Annotated in this window: 11 protein-coding genes; 2 read left to right on the top strand and 9 right to left on the bottom strand. The window is 69.0% G+C overall.

Annotated features, from left to right (window positions below; translation table 11 throughout):
- Positions 1 to 84 precede the first annotated feature (84 nt).
- From OO67_RS24785 to OO67_RS24810, 6 genes are all read right to left on the bottom strand, one after another.
- Positions 85 to 762 carry an alpha/beta fold hydrolase gene (locus OO67_RS24785; protein ID WP_033303540.1) on the bottom strand — a complete coding sequence of 226 codons (678 nt, stop codon included), beginning with the start codon at positions 760 to 762 and terminating at the stop codon, positions 85 to 87.
- Between the two features lie 557 nt (positions 763 to 1,319).
- Entirely contained in the window at positions 1,320 to 2,378 is a 1,059-nt protein-coding gene (locus tag OO67_RS24790; RefSeq protein ID WP_033303541.1) for a LacI family DNA-binding transcriptional regulator, read from the bottom strand.
- Positions 2,371 to 4,842 carry a glycoside hydrolase family 2 protein gene (locus OO67_RS24795; protein WP_033303542.1) on the bottom strand — a complete coding sequence of 824 codons (2,472 nt, stop codon included), beginning with the start codon at positions 4,840 to 4,842 and terminating at the stop codon, positions 2,371 to 2,373. The genes OO67_RS24790 and OO67_RS24795 overlap by 8 nt, the downstream gene beginning before the upstream one ends.
- Positions 4,843 to 4,886: 44 nt before the next feature.
- A complete protein-coding gene (locus OO67_RS24800; protein ID WP_051709830.1) occupies positions 4,887 to 5,753 on the bottom strand; it encodes a carbohydrate ABC transporter permease in 867 nt (288 codons plus the stop codon).
- A gap of 8 nt (positions 5,754 to 5,761) precedes the next feature.
- Positions 5,762 to 6,727, bottom strand: a complete 966-nt coding sequence (locus tag OO67_RS24805; RefSeq protein WP_033303543.1) for a carbohydrate ABC transporter permease — start codon at positions 6,725 to 6,727, stop codon at positions 5,762 to 5,764.
- Between the two features lie 105 nt (positions 6,728 to 6,832).
- Complete coding sequence (locus tag OO67_RS24810; protein ID WP_033303544.1) at positions 6,833 to 8,146, bottom strand: ABC transporter substrate-binding protein; 1,314 nt, start codon at positions 8,144 to 8,146, stop codon at positions 6,833 to 6,835.
- Between the two features lie 357 nt (positions 8,147 to 8,503).
- Here OO67_RS24810 and OO67_RS24815 point away from each other — a divergent pair, with 357 nt between their 5' ends.
- Both OO67_RS24815 and OO67_RS24820 read left to right on the top strand, forming a co-directional pair.
- Positions 8,504 to 9,457, top strand: coding sequence for an ROK family protein (locus tag OO67_RS24815; RefSeq protein ID WP_033303546.1), 954 nt, complete (start codon positions 8,504 to 8,506; stop codon positions 9,455 to 9,457).
- Positions 9,458 to 9,869: 412 nt separating this feature from the next.
- On the top strand, positions 9,870 to 11,297 hold the full coding sequence (locus tag OO67_RS24820) for an MFS transporter (RefSeq protein ID WP_033303548.1): 1,428 nt from the start codon (positions 9,870 to 9,872) through the stop codon (positions 11,295 to 11,297).
- A 549-nt stretch (positions 11,298 to 11,846) separates the two neighbouring features.
- On the opposite strand, the gene OO67_RS24825 is transcribed toward OO67_RS24820, so the two are convergent.
- From OO67_RS24825 to OO67_RS24835, 3 genes are read right to left on the bottom strand one after another with little or no spacing between them, the layout of a single operon-like run.
- Complete coding sequence (locus OO67_RS24825; protein ID WP_051709793.1) at positions 11,847 to 12,431, bottom strand: hypothetical protein; 585 nt, start codon at positions 12,429 to 12,431, stop codon at positions 11,847 to 11,849.
- Complete coding sequence (locus OO67_RS24830; protein ID WP_078598252.1) at positions 12,428 to 13,990, bottom strand: sensor histidine kinase; 1,563 nt, start codon at positions 13,988 to 13,990, stop codon at positions 12,428 to 12,430. The genes OO67_RS24825 and OO67_RS24830 overlap by 4 nt, the downstream gene beginning before the upstream one ends.
- On the bottom strand, positions 13,987 to 14,670 hold the full coding sequence (locus tag OO67_RS24835; RefSeq protein ID WP_033303549.1) for a response regulator transcription factor: 684 nt from the start codon (positions 14,668 to 14,670) through the stop codon (positions 13,987 to 13,989). The genes OO67_RS24830 and OO67_RS24835 overlap by 4 nt, the downstream gene beginning before the upstream one ends.
- Positions 14,671 to 14,739 lie beyond the last annotated feature (69 nt).

Genomic DNA, 14,739 nt, shown 5'->3' on the forward strand with positions numbered 1-14,739 from the left:
ACTCGCGGCGGCTCGTGATCCAGGTCGGGCCGGAGGGGCCCGGAGGCCGTTCGCCTTCGGCCTGACGGCAGCGGACGGGCACGGTCACAGCCATCCGGACAGCCCGTGGAGAAAACCGGCCGGATCGTCACGGTGGACGGTGTGCCCTGCACCGTCCACCGTCCGCGTGTGCCAGCCCCGGCGGCGCAGCGTCGCGGCGGCAGCCGGTGGAATCCGCTCGCTGGGGTCAGCGAGCAGCACCAGAGAAGGTGCGGCCGGGGTAGTGGGCAGACCGGGCAAGTGGACGAGGGCGGCGACGGAGCTCGGGTCCCAGGTCGCCAGGGCTTGATGCTCGGCGGTGATGTCGTCGTCGTGCCAGCGCGGATGCGCGGCCCGCAACTCCTGCCAGGTGGCGTGCTTGACGGCGCGCAGGGCGGCCAGGTCCCGGGGCCGGCTCACCCATGCGGGGTCGCAGTGGATGGCGCGACCACAGCGCAGTCGGGGTAGAGCGGTCAGCAGTGCGGCTGAGCCGAGCGAGTGTCCGATGGCCAGGTCGGGGGCCGTAGGCAGGGTTTCGAGCAGGTCGGCGGCAAGAACGGCGGGAGTGTAGGTCTCGCCGTGGCCACTGGCGCCGTGACCGCGCAGGTCGACGGCGATGACCCGGTAGCCGCGCTCGGCGACAGCGGGAGCGACACGGTTCCATGTACGTGAGTCCGTCATGATGCCGTGGACCAGTACGGCTGTACGAGGGCCGCTCCCCCAGACTCTGGTCGCGAGCATCATGAGGTGGCGTGGTGCGCGCCGGACCACAGCTCGGCCTGCGGTTCGCCGTCGGGTCGTTGCCCAACAAGAGCGGGGCTCGCGGTGCGTGACCCTCGGGGACAGGTGCGTACGACGGGGCTGAGAAGGGAGATTGCAGTCACGGGGCGCTCCGGGGAGGGGGGAGGAAAGGGATGGGCCGCCCTCGTGGGGAGAGGGCGGCGCATCGGAGCCGGGCACGGGTCAGGGCCGTCGTGCCCGGCAGCTCGGCCAGGTCAGTCGGTGGCCGAGGAGTCGATGCGGGTCGTTCCCGGCTCGCCGTGGAAACAGACGGAAGGCCGGGTGACATGGGCCGGGTCGAGAGGGCCTTTCGTCGCCCCGGGCGGGTTGTCGCGCAGGGCGGGTTGGTCAAGTCCGCGAGGGAGAGGCCGATCGTCTTGCTGTCGGTGCCGGTGCCGGTGCCAGTGCCGGTGCCGGTGCCGGTGAGGGGAATCTTCGCGAAGGGTGGTGGAGGGAAGTGGCAGAAGGCCGGCGCGATCCGGGGTGCGCATCCCACACGGGACGCCGCTGCAGCCACGGCTTCAGTCGGTGGGTTCCCGCGGGGGTGCGCTGCTGCCGCGCGGCAGCAGTACAGGGGGTGCCGCAGGGCCGGACGACAGGTCGCGACGGTGGACGACGTCGAACAGCCGACGGGTCACGTCAGCGCCGAAGCCGAACACGTCATGGCTCATGGCGGAGAGGGTCGGGTGCGTGAGTTGGCACAACTGGGAGTCGTCCCAGGCGATCAGGCTGACGTCCCTCGGTACGCTCAACCCCATCTCGGCGGCCACGGACAGACCCGCGACGGCCATGATGTCGTTGTCGTAGACGATGGCCGTGGGGCGGTTCGGGGAGGCCAGCAGCGACCGGGTCGCCCGGGCGCCCTGTTCCCCGGAATAGTCGGTGGTGACGCTGCGGGCCGGCTCCAGCCCGAGTTCGGCCACGATCGTGTTCAGCGCGGCGGTGCGGATGATGGTGTGGCCGAGCGACGGATGGCCGCCCACCCGTGCGATCCGCCTGTGCCCGAGAGCGGCGAGGTAGCGCACCGCCTCATGCACGGCAGCCTCGTCATCGGTCCATACCGAGGTGAACCCGCCGGTCAGCGACGGGTGGCCGACCGCGACGGCCGGTAGCCCGATCGCCGCCAGTTCGGTGACCCGGGGGTCGTTCTGCTGGATGTCGACCAGAATGGAACCGGCGATCCGGCGCGACTGCCACCACTCGCGGTGAACAGCTATCTCCTGAGTGGCGTCGCGCACCAGGTGCAGGAGCAGTGAGCACCGGTGTTCCTCCAGGACGGACTCGACCCCGGAGATGAACTCCATGTAGAACGGCTCCAGCCCGAGCTGTCGCGCCGGCCGGGCGATGACCAGGCCGACGGTGTCCGCAGCACCGGTCGCGGAGCCGGACAGCTTGATCGCGGTCTGGCTCGGCACCCAACCCAGCTCCGTGACCGCCGCCATGATGCGTACACGGGTGGCTTCCGAGACACCGGGCCGGTTGTTGAACGCCAGGGACACAGCACCTCGGGACACCCCGGCCCGGGCGGCCACATCGTTGATGGTGACGCGCCCGGACCGGCGTGCGGGTGCCTCACTCACGACCGGCCGCCCCGTTGACGCAGAACAGTGCGCGGTCTGCGGCTTCCGCGGTGGGCTGCTCCCACCCGGTCACCCGCCAGGTGAAACTCTCGCCGGGCAACAGCGTGGCCCGTCCGTGGTCGGTGCGGGCGTCCGGGGCCAGCCGGTCGGCCTGCAGCACCAGGTCCCGTACGAGTCCGGTGGCGGTGACGGTGACCGCCACGCCTCTCCCGCCGTCCTGGCTCACCCGGACATCGTAGGAGGCGGCAGGGTAGGCGAACTCACGGTCCGCGCAGGCGAAGTGCACCGCACGCAGGCCGTCCGCATCGGCGGTCAGGAACTCCCGACGCGTGTCGCCGAACTCGATGACCGAACGGGGAAGCGCCTCCAGAGCCACGCTGCGTCCCGCGGCCCTGAGCGTGACCTCGGCGCTTGCCAGCACCGTTCCGTCCGCGCCCAGCCGGCGGACCGTGGCGGTGGTGTCCCAGGTGGCCGCGCTCTGGTTGCACCCGGCGATCACCAGGGCGCCGTCCCGGTCCTGGAGCGTCAGCAGCCGGTCGGCGTACAGACGGCGCATTTCGAAGTACAGCGGCTTGAGCCGGGCGTCACCGTCGATCGCGGCCCAGGAGGTCACCGGCCAGCAGTCGTTGAGCTGCCACAGCACCGTACCGGCGCAACGGGGCCAGTGGGAGCGCCAGTGCTCCACCCCGGTGGCGACGGCGCGGGCCTGATTCAGCTGGGTCAGGTAGTGCCAGGTGTCGAAGTCGGCCGGTTGGGCGAAGTGGTGGGCGAGCCCACGGTTCAGCTTGCCGTTGCCGTCCTCCGCCTTCTGGTGGTGCAGCATGCCGGGGGAACCATCCGTCAACGGCCTTTCGGACAGCGCGCGTTCCAGGGTGGCGTGGGCCGGCGGGGCCTGCCAGCCGAACTCCGCGACGAAGCGGGGCACGGTGGTGAGGTAGTCGCTGTAGTCACGGCGGTTCCACACCTCCCACGAGTGTGCGGTGCCATGGTCAGGGTCATTCGGAGTGTGGTTCCACGACCCGGACCAGGGGCTGCCCGCCCAGTAGGGCCGCGTCGGGTCCGTCTGGGCCACGATGCGGGGCAGTAGACCCAGGTAATAGCCCTCCCCCCAGGACTCTCCGGCGAGTTCCTGCTCCCACTCCCAGTCGGCGAATCCCCACAGGTTCTCGTTGTTGCCGTTCCACAGCACCAGCGACGGGTGGGGCATCAGCCGGGCCACGTTCTCCCGGGCCTCGGCCTCGATCTCGGAGCGCAGCGGCTGCTCCTCCGGGTAGGCGGCGCAGGCGAACAGGAAGTCCTGCCAGACCATCAGACCCAGCTCGTCGCAGATGTCGTAGAAGGCGCGGTCCTCGTAGATCCCCCCACCCCACACGCGTACCAGGTCCACACCCGCGTCGGCGGCCTGGGTGAGACGGGTGCGGTAGCGGTCAGCGCTGACGCGGGCGGGAAAGACGTCGTCGGGTATCCAGTTCACTCCCCGGGCGAAGACCGGAGTGCCGTTGACGACCAGGGTGAAGGCGCTTCCGTGCACGTCCCGGGACGTGTCGAGTTCGATCGTGCGGAAGCCTATGCGTCGCTCCCACGCGTCGAGGACATGGCCGTCGTCGTCCTTGAGTTCGACGCCGCACTCGTACAGAGACTGGTCGCCATAGCCGCGCGGCCACCACAGCGCTACGTCCGGGATGTGCACGGTCACCGTGGCGGTCGTGGCTCCGGGTGTGACGGTGATCTCCGACGATGTGCCGCCGACAGTGGCCGTCAGACGCAGGGGCCGGCTCCGACCGGTTGCTGTACGGTCCAGCTCGACGATGATGTCCACGATGCCGCTCCCATCACCCGCGACGGTGGCCTGAGGACGGACCTCAGCCAGCCGGGCTGTGGACCACTGCTCGATGCGCGCCTCGCGCCACACACCGGCCGTCACCAGGGTGGGGCCCCAGTCCCATCCGAACGAGCAGGCCATCTTGCGGATGTAGTTGAACGGCTCGGGGTAGGAGTTGGGCCGCTCCCCCAGCGTCGCCCGGATCGTCTCGGCCTCGGTGTACGCGGAGGTGAAGGCGACTTCGAGCGGCGCCGGACCGTTCGCCAGCAGATCGGTGACGTCGAACCGGTAGGAGCGGTGCATGTTCCGGGTACGCCCCAGCAGGCGGCCGGCGGCGCGGACGGCGGCGACCGTGTCCAGTCCGTCGAAGACCAGTTCGGCCCGCTCGAAGGTGCTGTCCCTGCGGGGCAGGTCGGTCGCATACGTCCAGTCGGCGCGGCCCACCCAGGCGGCCTCCGACTCGTTCCGCTCCAGATACGGGTCGGCCAGCAGGTCCGCTGCCATCAGGTCGGTGTGGACGCAGCCGGGCACCTGCGCCGGCACGGTGGTTCCTGCCAGCGCCGGGGGCGCGCCCTCGGGGGTGCCGCGGTCGGTGTTCAGCCGCAGTGTCCAGCCCTGGGACAGCGGCGTGGGGACCTTCATGCGTACTCCTTGAGACGTAGTGCGGGGCGCGATGGGCGGGCAGGTCATTTGGTGGACCCGGCCGCGAATCCGCTGTAGATGAAGCGCTGCAGCGCCAGGAAGACGATCAGGGTGGGCACGATCACGACGATCGTGCCGGCGGAGATGGTCTCCCAGTGGGCGCCGAAGGGGCCTTTGAATCGGAACAGGGCGGTGGAGATGGTGCCGAGTTCGGGGTCCGGCATGTAGAGGAAGGGCACGTAGAAGTCGTTGTAGATCGCGATGCCCTTGACGATGACGACGGTGGCGATGGCCGGTCGAAGCATCGGGAGGATGATCTTCCGGTAGATCGTCCAGGAGTTGGCGCCGTCGATGCGTGCGGCCTCGTCCAGGGAGAGGGGGATGGACCGGATGAACTGCAGGAAGATGTAGATCGACACGATGTCGGTGCCGGTGTACAGCAGGATCGGTGCCCACCTGCTGTTGAATGCGCCGAGCTCGTCGATCACCTGGAACGTCGCGACCTGGGTGGTGACGCTGGGCACCAGCGTCGCCAGCAGGAAGAGGCCCATCACCAGTTTCTTGAGACGGAACTGGAAGCGGTCGATGGCATAGGCGGTCATCGAGCCGATCAGCACCGTCCCCGCGGTGGACACCACGAGGATCAGCGTCGTGTTGCCGAACGCCCGCAGCATCGCGCCCTGCTCGACGGCGGTCGCGTAGTTGGCGAAGTTGAACCAGTCACCGGGCAGCGACAGCGGTCCGCTGTTCGCCACCTCCGACTCGGTCTTGAGCGAGGTCAGCAGGACGACGACGAGCGGAACGAGGACCACTGCCGAGGCCAGGAGCAGGGACAGGTACTTGAGGAGGGCGGGAATCCTGGTCGGTACGGTGCGGTCGGCGTGGATCGTGCGCCGGGGCGGGGCGGACATGTCGGTGGTCACGAGAGCTCCACCCTCTCCTCGGGGAACAACCGGCGCTGCACCCAGGTGATCAGCAGGATGAGGATCAGCAGCACGACGGCTGACGCCGAGGCCAGGCCGACCTTGTCGAATTGGAAGGCGAGCTTGACCGTCTGTATGACGAACGTCTCCGTGCCGTTGGCGCCACCGGTCATGATGTAGGGGATCTCGAAGACGGCCAGGGAACCGGAGACGGCGAGTATGAAACTCAGGCTGATGATCGGCTTGATGCTGGGGGCGATGATGTGACGGAACTGCTGCCAGCGGTTCGCCCCGTCCAGCTCCGCTGCCTCGTACAGGTGCGGCGGAATGGACTGGATCGCGCCGAGGAACAGCACCATGTTCAGGCCCATGAAGCGCCACACCGAAACCCCCGCGAGCGAGGGGTTGGCCAGGTCCGGGTCCCCTAGCCACAGGTGTCTGCCCTCCGCCCCGACCAGGCGCAGCAGTGTGTCGAGGGTGCCATCGGGTTGGAAGAAGTACAGGAACACGAATCCGACGGCCACCCCGTTGATCAGGTAGGGAAAGAACAGCAGGCCCTTGAACAGGTTGCGGAACCGGGTGTTGAAGCTGAGGACCGTGGCGAAGTACAGCGCAAGCGCGATCTGGAGGAACGACGCTGCCAGGTAGAAGCCGCTGACGACGAACACCTCGAACCGTGCGGGCCGTGTCACCAGGTCGGTGTAGTTCTCCCCGCCCACATAGGAGCGTGCGGGGCTGATGCCGTCCCAGTCGGTGAAGCTGTATCCGATCATGTCGGCCACCGGCAGGAACGTGAACATCAGCAGCAGTGCCAGCGGTGCGGCCAGGAAGAGCCAGGGGGTCAGGGCTGCGGTACGACGCCTCCTTCCGGCACGTGGCCGGCCGGGGGCGGGCTCCGGCGGCGGCGCGCTTCGCCGGTCGGCGGCCGGCCCTTCGGCACGGGTGTTGTGGACAACGGTCATCTCATGGTTCCTCGTGGTGGGTTCCCTGGTGGGCGGGCATCGGGGCGGCACGGTGAGCGGTTCGGGCGGAGCCCTGGCCGGGGTCTCACCGTGCCGCGAACACGGTCAGCCGCCGAGGGTCTGCTGAGCCTCGGCCCACTTGCCGTTCAGCTCGCCGAAGTAGCTGTCCATGTCCCCGTCGGCCGCGCCCCGGGCGATGTCGACCAGCTTCTGCCGGTAGCCCTGCGCGGTGATGCCGATCTCGGACGCTTTGTCGATCTTGTTGACCTCGACGATGTCCTCCTGGCTCTGCGGGATCATCGTGACATCGTTGTCAGAGAAGGCCTTGAGCGTGTCCGGCAACGGAGCGCCCTTGACCGCGGAGATGGACCCTTCACTGGCGGCCTGGCCGGACTTGGTGATGTACCAGTCGAGCCACGCCCGGGCCGCTTCCTTGTTGTCGGAGTGCGCGTTGACCGCGTACTGGTAGTCAGGACGGAGCACCGAGCAGTACGTTCCGTCGTGCTGCACCGGGAACGGCATGAACGCGATGTCGTCGGGGTTCTTCCCGGCGGCCTCCGCACCGGTCCTCATCTGGGAGATCGCCCAGGACCCCAGCCACATCGATGCGACCTTGCCGGATCCGATCTGCGCCTTGGAGTCCTCCCAGTTGGTCGTGGTCGGGTCGGGCTCGGCCAGCTTCTTCTCGACGATCGAGTAAAGAAGTCCGTCGATCGCGTACAGGTCCGATCCGCTGCTCCAGGGTTCCTTGGTCTTGGCCAGGCGGTCGTAGGATCCGGAGTCGCAGGAGGGCGAGCCGATGGCGTTCGTCCAGTTGGTGAGCGGCCAGCCGTCCTTGTAGTTCGTGTAGTACGGGACGGCGTCCGTCTTCGCCTTGATCGTCTCCAGGTCCGCGATGAACTCCTCGGGCGTAGCTGGCCAGGCCTTGATTCCGGCCTTCTCCCAGACCGCCTTGTTGTAGACGAATCCGTTCGCCACCCCGATGTTGGCCAGCCCGTAGACCTTGCCGTCCACCGTTGCGTGACTGGTGTAGTCGAACTTCTCCGACAGCGCGATGGAGTTGCCGAGCGGTGCGAAGAAGTTGGGGTACTGCTCGACGGAGAGGGAGTTGGGGATCAAGAGGACGTCACCGTAGTTCTCGGTGTTCATCCGGATCTTGGCCTCCCCCTCGTAGTCGGTCAGACCCTCGAACTTGACCTTCACGCCCGGGTAGACCTTGTTGAACTCGGCTGCGTACTTCTTCAACGAGCCGTCAGCTATCTGATCCGTCCGGTTGGTCAGCACCGTGATGCCGCCCGACACCTTCGCGGGATCGCTCGGTGCGGCCGCGATCTCGCCAGTCGCCGCACCCCCTTGACCACTACATGCCGTGACAGCAACCAAAGTCGCAGCCACCAGAACCACACATGCTCTACGCATTTCGCCCACCCCTCACTGCACGGCTCTCGGCGTCACACCCAGGGGGGTGCCTCATCGGCTACCACCGCCCCGGCCTGATGAGCGCTCAACGTAGACGTAACTCGGCGGCAATGTCCATAGACCGCTCCATCTGAATTTCACGCCCTCACAAGGCCCTGAACTGCGGCTTTACTAAACGTTGGCTAAATCAAACGCAACTTGAACGCGTCGGCCGAGGAGGATTCGACGAGGGCTGGACAACGTTGTCAGGCGATGGTCAGATGTGGTGTCCTCAGCGGGACCCACACATGCCACCCCCTACAAAGGACTGTCACTTTGAGTAGTCACCGGTCGGCAGCTTCACCCGCAAGCGATGACTTGATCGCCGCCCTTGATATCGGCGGAACCAAAATCGCCGGCGCCCTGGTCGATCGGGACGGCGTTCTGGTACTCCGCACCCGCCGCACCACCCCGGCACAGGAACCTGCCGACGCGATCCTCGGCTCGGTGTTCGAGGTGCTGAGCGCCCTGGCTGCCAGCCCTCTGTGGGGGAGGGTACGGGCCGTGGGCATCGGCAGCGCCGGCCCGATCGACCTGGCACACGGCACCGTGAGTCCTGTCAACATCCCTGCCTGGAGGGACTTTCCCCTCATCGAGTCCGTCGCAAGGCATCCAGCTCTCGCCCACCGGCAGGTGATGCTGGCGGGAGACGCCGTGGCAATGACCGCCGCTGAACATCGCCACGGCGCGGCACGCGGACACAAGAACGCACTGTGCCTCGTCGTGTCCACGGGCGTCGGCGCCGGACTGGTCCTCAACGGCAGCGTGCACCACGGGCTCACAGGCAACGCCGGCCACCTCGGGCACATCAGCGTCGACTTCGACGGTGAACCCTGTCCGTGCGGCGCGAGAGGCTGCCTGGAAGCCATCGCCAGTGGCACCGCCATCACCCGGCACGCGCTTGCCCTTGGCTGGCAAACACCTCTGACACCGGACGCAGCGGGGGTCGCGGCAGCGGCTCGCGCTGGAGACACGGCGGCTCTCGCCGCCTTCGATCGGGCAGCCCGTGCGTTGGCGGCCGGCATCGCTGCCACGGCGGCGCTGATCGAGATCGATATTGCCGTGGTCGGGGGCGGTGTCGCTCAGGCCGGCGAGGTGTTCTTCGAACCGCTCGCCCGCCATCTGCGGGGCTACGCGGCGATGCCGTTCCTGAAGGGGCTGCGCGCCGTGCCCGCTGAACTGGGCCCCGACGCCGGTCTGGTCGGAGCGGCGGTGCTGGCGGGGGCGGGAGTACCACCCCTCGCGACCGTGCTTGTCGACGGCAACCGGTAGGCATCGACCAGGCGGTTCTCCTCGGAGTCGGTGTGCGTCGTCGATGTCGTACGGAGAACCCGCTTCCTGTACCGGCGGCGACAAGGTCCTCCACCACGACGCCCGCTAGGAGCACACGCCAAAGCCGCCCGGTGGGCCCGCGCGGAAGCGGCCGCAACCTTCTTGACTCACGGTGCGCGTGGAGACAGCCGGGGTACGAGCGTCCAGGCCTGCGTGCGCCGGGTCTCCCGGATCACTCGTTCCGCGATCCCACATTCTGGACGATGCCCAACCAGTCCGTGAGATGCATGAGATCGTTGCGGCGCCCGCACCGGTCGCGCGGCCTTGCCCCGAGGGGACCTGCGCCGCCGTGCGGGACCGTCGGCTCCACGCGTCGACGGCCGCACTCCGCCCTCGTGGGAAAGTTCCAGAGATGCACGCTCCCCCTACCGGGCCCGCCCAGGCCCCGTCGCAGTCCCCGCCCGAGGCCGCGCCCGCCAACTCGCGGTCCCGCGTCCTGATCGCCAGCCTCATCGGCACGACGATCGAGTTCTACGACTTCTACATCTACGCAACCGCCGCGGTCCTGGTCTTCCCGAAACTCTTCTTCCCGAGCAGCGACCCGACCACGGCCCTGCTCTCCTCTTTCGCGGTCTTCGGCGCGGCGATGGTCGCCCGCCCGATCGGCGCGATCGTCTTCGGACACCTCGGCGACCGCCTCGGCCGCAAGGGCACCCTGGTGGCCTCGCTGCTCACGATGGGCATCGCCACCTTCCTGATCGGCGTTCTGCCGACGTACGCGCAAGCCGGATGGGTCGCCACGGCACTGCTGGTGCTGATGCGGCTCGCCCAGGGCTTCGCACTGGGCGGCGAGTGGAGCGGCGCGGCCCTGGTGGCCACCGAGAACGCGCCCGCCGGGAAGCGCGCGCTGTGGGGCACGTTCCCGCAGCTGGGCGCTCCGCTCGGGTTCATCATCGGCAACGGCCTCTTCCTGATCATCGGCGCGCTGTTGCCCTCCGCGGCGGGCGCCGACCCCTCGCAGCCCTCCGACGCCTTCCTGAACTGGGGCTGGCGGATCCCGTTCCTGTTCTCGGCTGTCATGGTCGCGATCGGTCTGTGGGTACGCATGCGCCTGGTCGAGTCGCAGGTCTTCGCGAAGACGCAGGAGACCGGCAAGGTCCGCAAGCTGCCGCTGGCCACCGTCTTCCGCCACCACTGGAAGCAGCTGGTCCTCGGCAGCTTCGCGATGCTGGCGACGTACGTCCTCTTCTATCTGATGACGACGTTCTCGCTGAGCTACGGCCGCACCGCCGAGGACGCGGACGTCCCGGGCCTCGGTTACAGCTACACCACGTTCGTCCTGATGATGATCTTCGGTGTGCTGTTCTTCGCCGCGTTCACCCTGATCTCCGGCCCGCTCGCGGACAAGTACGGCCGCCGCAAGACCCTCGCCTGGGTCACCGCCGGCATCATCGTGTTCGGCCTGCTCTGGGTGCCGCTGATCAACCTGGGCACGCTCGGCGTGGTCCTGTGGCTGGTCCTCGGGTTCACCCTGATGGGCACGACGTTCGGCCCGATGGGCGCGATGCTCCCGGAGCTCTTCCCGACCAGCGTCCGCTACACCGGCTCCGGCATCGCCTACAACGTCAGTTCCATCCTCGGCGCGGCCGTCGCCCCGTTCGTCGCGGTGGCCCTCTGGGAGGCCGGCGACGGCTCCCCGTGGCTGGTCGGCGTCTACCTCTCCGTGATGGCGGTCCTCACCCTGATCGCCCTCCTCATCGGCAAGGAGACGAAGGACGTAGCCCTGGACGAGGGCGAGGTCCCGGTGCCCTCCGCCCGGACCGAGGCCCCGTCCGCCTGACGCGGGCCCAGGACCTCTCGTTCTCCGTATGGAGCTGCGTCCGGTGCCTGCTGCCGGCGGGCCGGCCGGAGGCCCTCGTACTTGACGTACTCGGGTCTTCGGCCGGTGCGGCCAGGAGTGCGCACTCCTCGAGCTGACGCCGTCCGCCGCGCGGAAGCGGCGAGGACGACGGGCTGACCCTGCCGCAGCTGCCGGTCTGCACCGTCACCCACGCCCTGGACCAGCCAGGCAACCTCAACGAGGTCCGCTCCCGCCTGCAGACTTTCGTCGGCCTGGACCTGGGCCACCTCGCCCTCGGCGAGGCCGCCCCCGTCCTCCGGCGGCAAGGCGCAGCGGCGCAAGCTCGCCACCGAACTCGACCGCAGTCGGCACGACGCCCTGTTCGTCCTGGACGAACCCAGCTTGGGCCTGCATCCGCTCGACGTCCGCGCCGTCCTCGGCGTCTGCAATGCCTGGCCGGCAACGGGCCACCGTCGTCCTCATCGAGCCGGGGCCGGCCCGCCCCACGGAGAAGACCATCGCCCCGCTGCCGGCCGGCCCCTGGCTGCCTCAGCGCGGGGCCGTCGCGGCGGCGGACGACACGACACCCGGCTGGGGGTCGCACCGTGCGGGAGTACGCGTACCGTCCGTACCTCGCAGCGTCACCATCGGTGTGCCCTCCGCGCTCTCCGCGTACGCCACCGTGCAGATGAGTTGCCACTCGGCGGGCCGGGTGAGTCCGGCGAGGGGGGCCGCCAGGATGACGTCCACCCCGTTCACGGACGTCCTTGTCCTAGCTGGGGCGTCCAGGGCGGGCAGCGACGCCTCGTTGACCAGGCCCGCCCGCTTCTCCGTCTCGTTCGGGCCGGCCAGCAGGGCGGCGATGGTCTCCTCCGTGGCGGGCCGGCCCCCGTCCTCACCGCTGTCCGGGCCGTGCTGCTCACCGGCGAACTCGCTCTCGCCGACGGACCGGGGAACGGGCATCAGCACACCGTCCGGCGAGAGGAAGAACAGAAGCATCCGCACCTCGCGGGCAGGGAGGAGGTCGACAGTCGCGGCGCTGCCTGCGCCGATGACGTCCGTCTCCTGGATGCCGCAGGCTGTGAGCGGAAGCCAGGCCGCGAACACGGCCGCCGTACGCAGGCGCACCCTCATGCCGGTGCCCTCTCTGTGTCGTCGCGTGACGGATCCACCCCTGCCGTTGCCTCGTCGGTACCGGAGGCGTTCCTGCCGTTGTCTCGTTCGTACCCGGTGGGCCCGCCGAGGGGTATCTCGATCACGAAGACGGCCCCGCCGTCCGGTCCGTTCTCGGCATGGACCGTGCCGCCGTGCAGCCGGACGTTCTCCTGGGTGATCGCCAGACCGAGACCGCTGCCCGCCGACCGGGTACGGGCCGCGTCGGCCTTGTAGAAGCGGTCGAAGATGTGGGGCAGCACGTCCGGCCGTATGCCGGGCCCGCTGTCGGCGACCTCGACGACCAGCAGACTCGCTCCGTCGGCGGCTGTCCGCGTGCGTAGACGGACCGTTACCGGCTCCGATCCGTGCCGCAGCGCGTTGCCGACGAGATTGGCGACGACGATGTCGAACCGGCGCGGATCGAGACGGGCCCGGATCCCGTCCGGCAGTTCGGTGCTGACACGGTCCTCCCAGCGCCGGTGCAGAAGGGTCTTGCCGATGGTCTCCGCAACGTCGACCTCGTCGGTGTTCAGCTCTGCCGCACGTGCGTCGAAGCGGGAGATCTCCATCAGGTCCTCCACCAGCACCGCCAGCTTGCCGGTCTCCGCGCTGATCAGCCGGACGGCCCGTGCGGTGTCCGGGTCGAGGCCGTCCGCGTCCTCGTCGAGCACCTCGGTGACGGCGAGCATCCCGGCGAGCGGGGTGCGCAGTTCGTGCGAGACGTCGGAGGCGAACCGACGGGCCCGGGCCTCCGCCTGTTGCAGTTCGTCGACCGACTTCTCGAGCTGCCCCGCCGACTCGTTGAACGTACGGGCCAGGTCCGCCAGTTCGTCGCTCCCCGAGACCTTGATCCGTTCGTCGAGCCGGCCACTGCCCATCGAGCGGGCAGCCCTGCGCAGCTCACGGACCGGGCGCAGCACACTGCGTGCGGCGATCAGAGCGGGCACCAGGGCGATGGCGAGGCCGGGCAGTGCGCCGTCGCGGGCGGCGGTGACGAGGGCGTCGACGTTGGCCTGCTCCTCGCTCATCTGCATCACCGCGAACAGGACCAGCCCGGTCGGCAGAGTACCGACCCCGCTGGTCCTCGTCAGGACAGGCACTCCGATCGTGAGGTACGGGACACCGTTCTTCACGACCCTCTGGAAGCTCCCGTGCGACGTCGTCAGGGCGGTGCGGCGCAGCTCGGGGGTGATCACGGAGGAGGTGGGGCGGGTGCTCGAGGAGACACGCAGCGAGCCGTACTCGGCGAAGACGATCCACGGGTGCGGTTTCGCCTTGCTCGCGAGGACGAACAGCAGCTCGCGTAGTGTCTCCGGATCGACGGGAAGTGAGGGTGCGAGCGTCTGCACCTGTTCGCGGAAGGACGCGACCGCGGTGTCCTGGGCGCTGACGAGGACGGCGCTGCGCGCCTCACGGTAGGTGAGTGCCGCGGTCGTCCCCGCGCTGACGGCGGCCACCAGCAAGAACGCGAGGACGAGGCGCGTACGCAAACCGAAGGTGGCGATCCGGCGGACGCGCCTCGTAGGGGCGGCGTTCACAGGGGTCCGAAGCGGTAGCCGAAGCCCCGCAGGGTCTGTATGTATCGCGGGCTGCTCGGGTTGTCCTCGATCTTGTTGCGCAGCCTGCGGACACAGGCGTCGACGAGGCGGGAGTCGCCGTGGTAGCTGTGCTCCCACACGTGCTCGAGCAGTTGCTGCCGGCTGAACACCTGTTCCGGCGCGGTCGTCAGGTGGAGGAGCAGTCTCATCTCGGACGGTGCCAGGGCCAGGCGTTCACCGGACTTGGCGATGGTGAGGCCTGCGCGGTCGACGGCGAGGTCTCCGTGGAACTCGACGGCCGGCCGGCCGCTGCCCGGGGTCTCCATCCTGCGCAGCACGGCGCGGATGCGGGCCTCGATCACCTCGGTGCGGGCCGGTTTGACGATGTAGTCGTCGGCGCCTGCCTCGAGGCCGATGACGACGTCGAAGTCGTCGCCGCGGGCGGTGAGCATGATGATGGGCAGTTGGCTGTCCTCCCGCACCCGGCGGCAGACCTGTACACCGTTCATACCGGGCAGCATCAGGTCCAGCAGGAGCAGGTCGGGCCGGAACTCGCGGAGTGCGGCCAGTCCGGCCTCCCCTGTGGCGGCCGTGCGGACCACGTGGCCGCGGCGGCGCAGTCCCAGCTCGACACCCTCGCGCACGGAGGGGTCGTCTTCGATGAGGAGCACGCGGGGCATGGGCGGGGCGTCCCTGGGGATCGTGATGGACGGGTGAGGAAGGGTAGCGCTTTCTGAGGGCTTCACCGT

Source organism: Streptomyces atroolivaceus (genome assembly GCF_000717025.1).
Taxonomy (GTDB): domain Bacteria; phylum Actinomycetota; class Actinomycetes; order Streptomycetales; family Streptomycetaceae; genus Streptomyces; species Streptomyces atroolivaceus.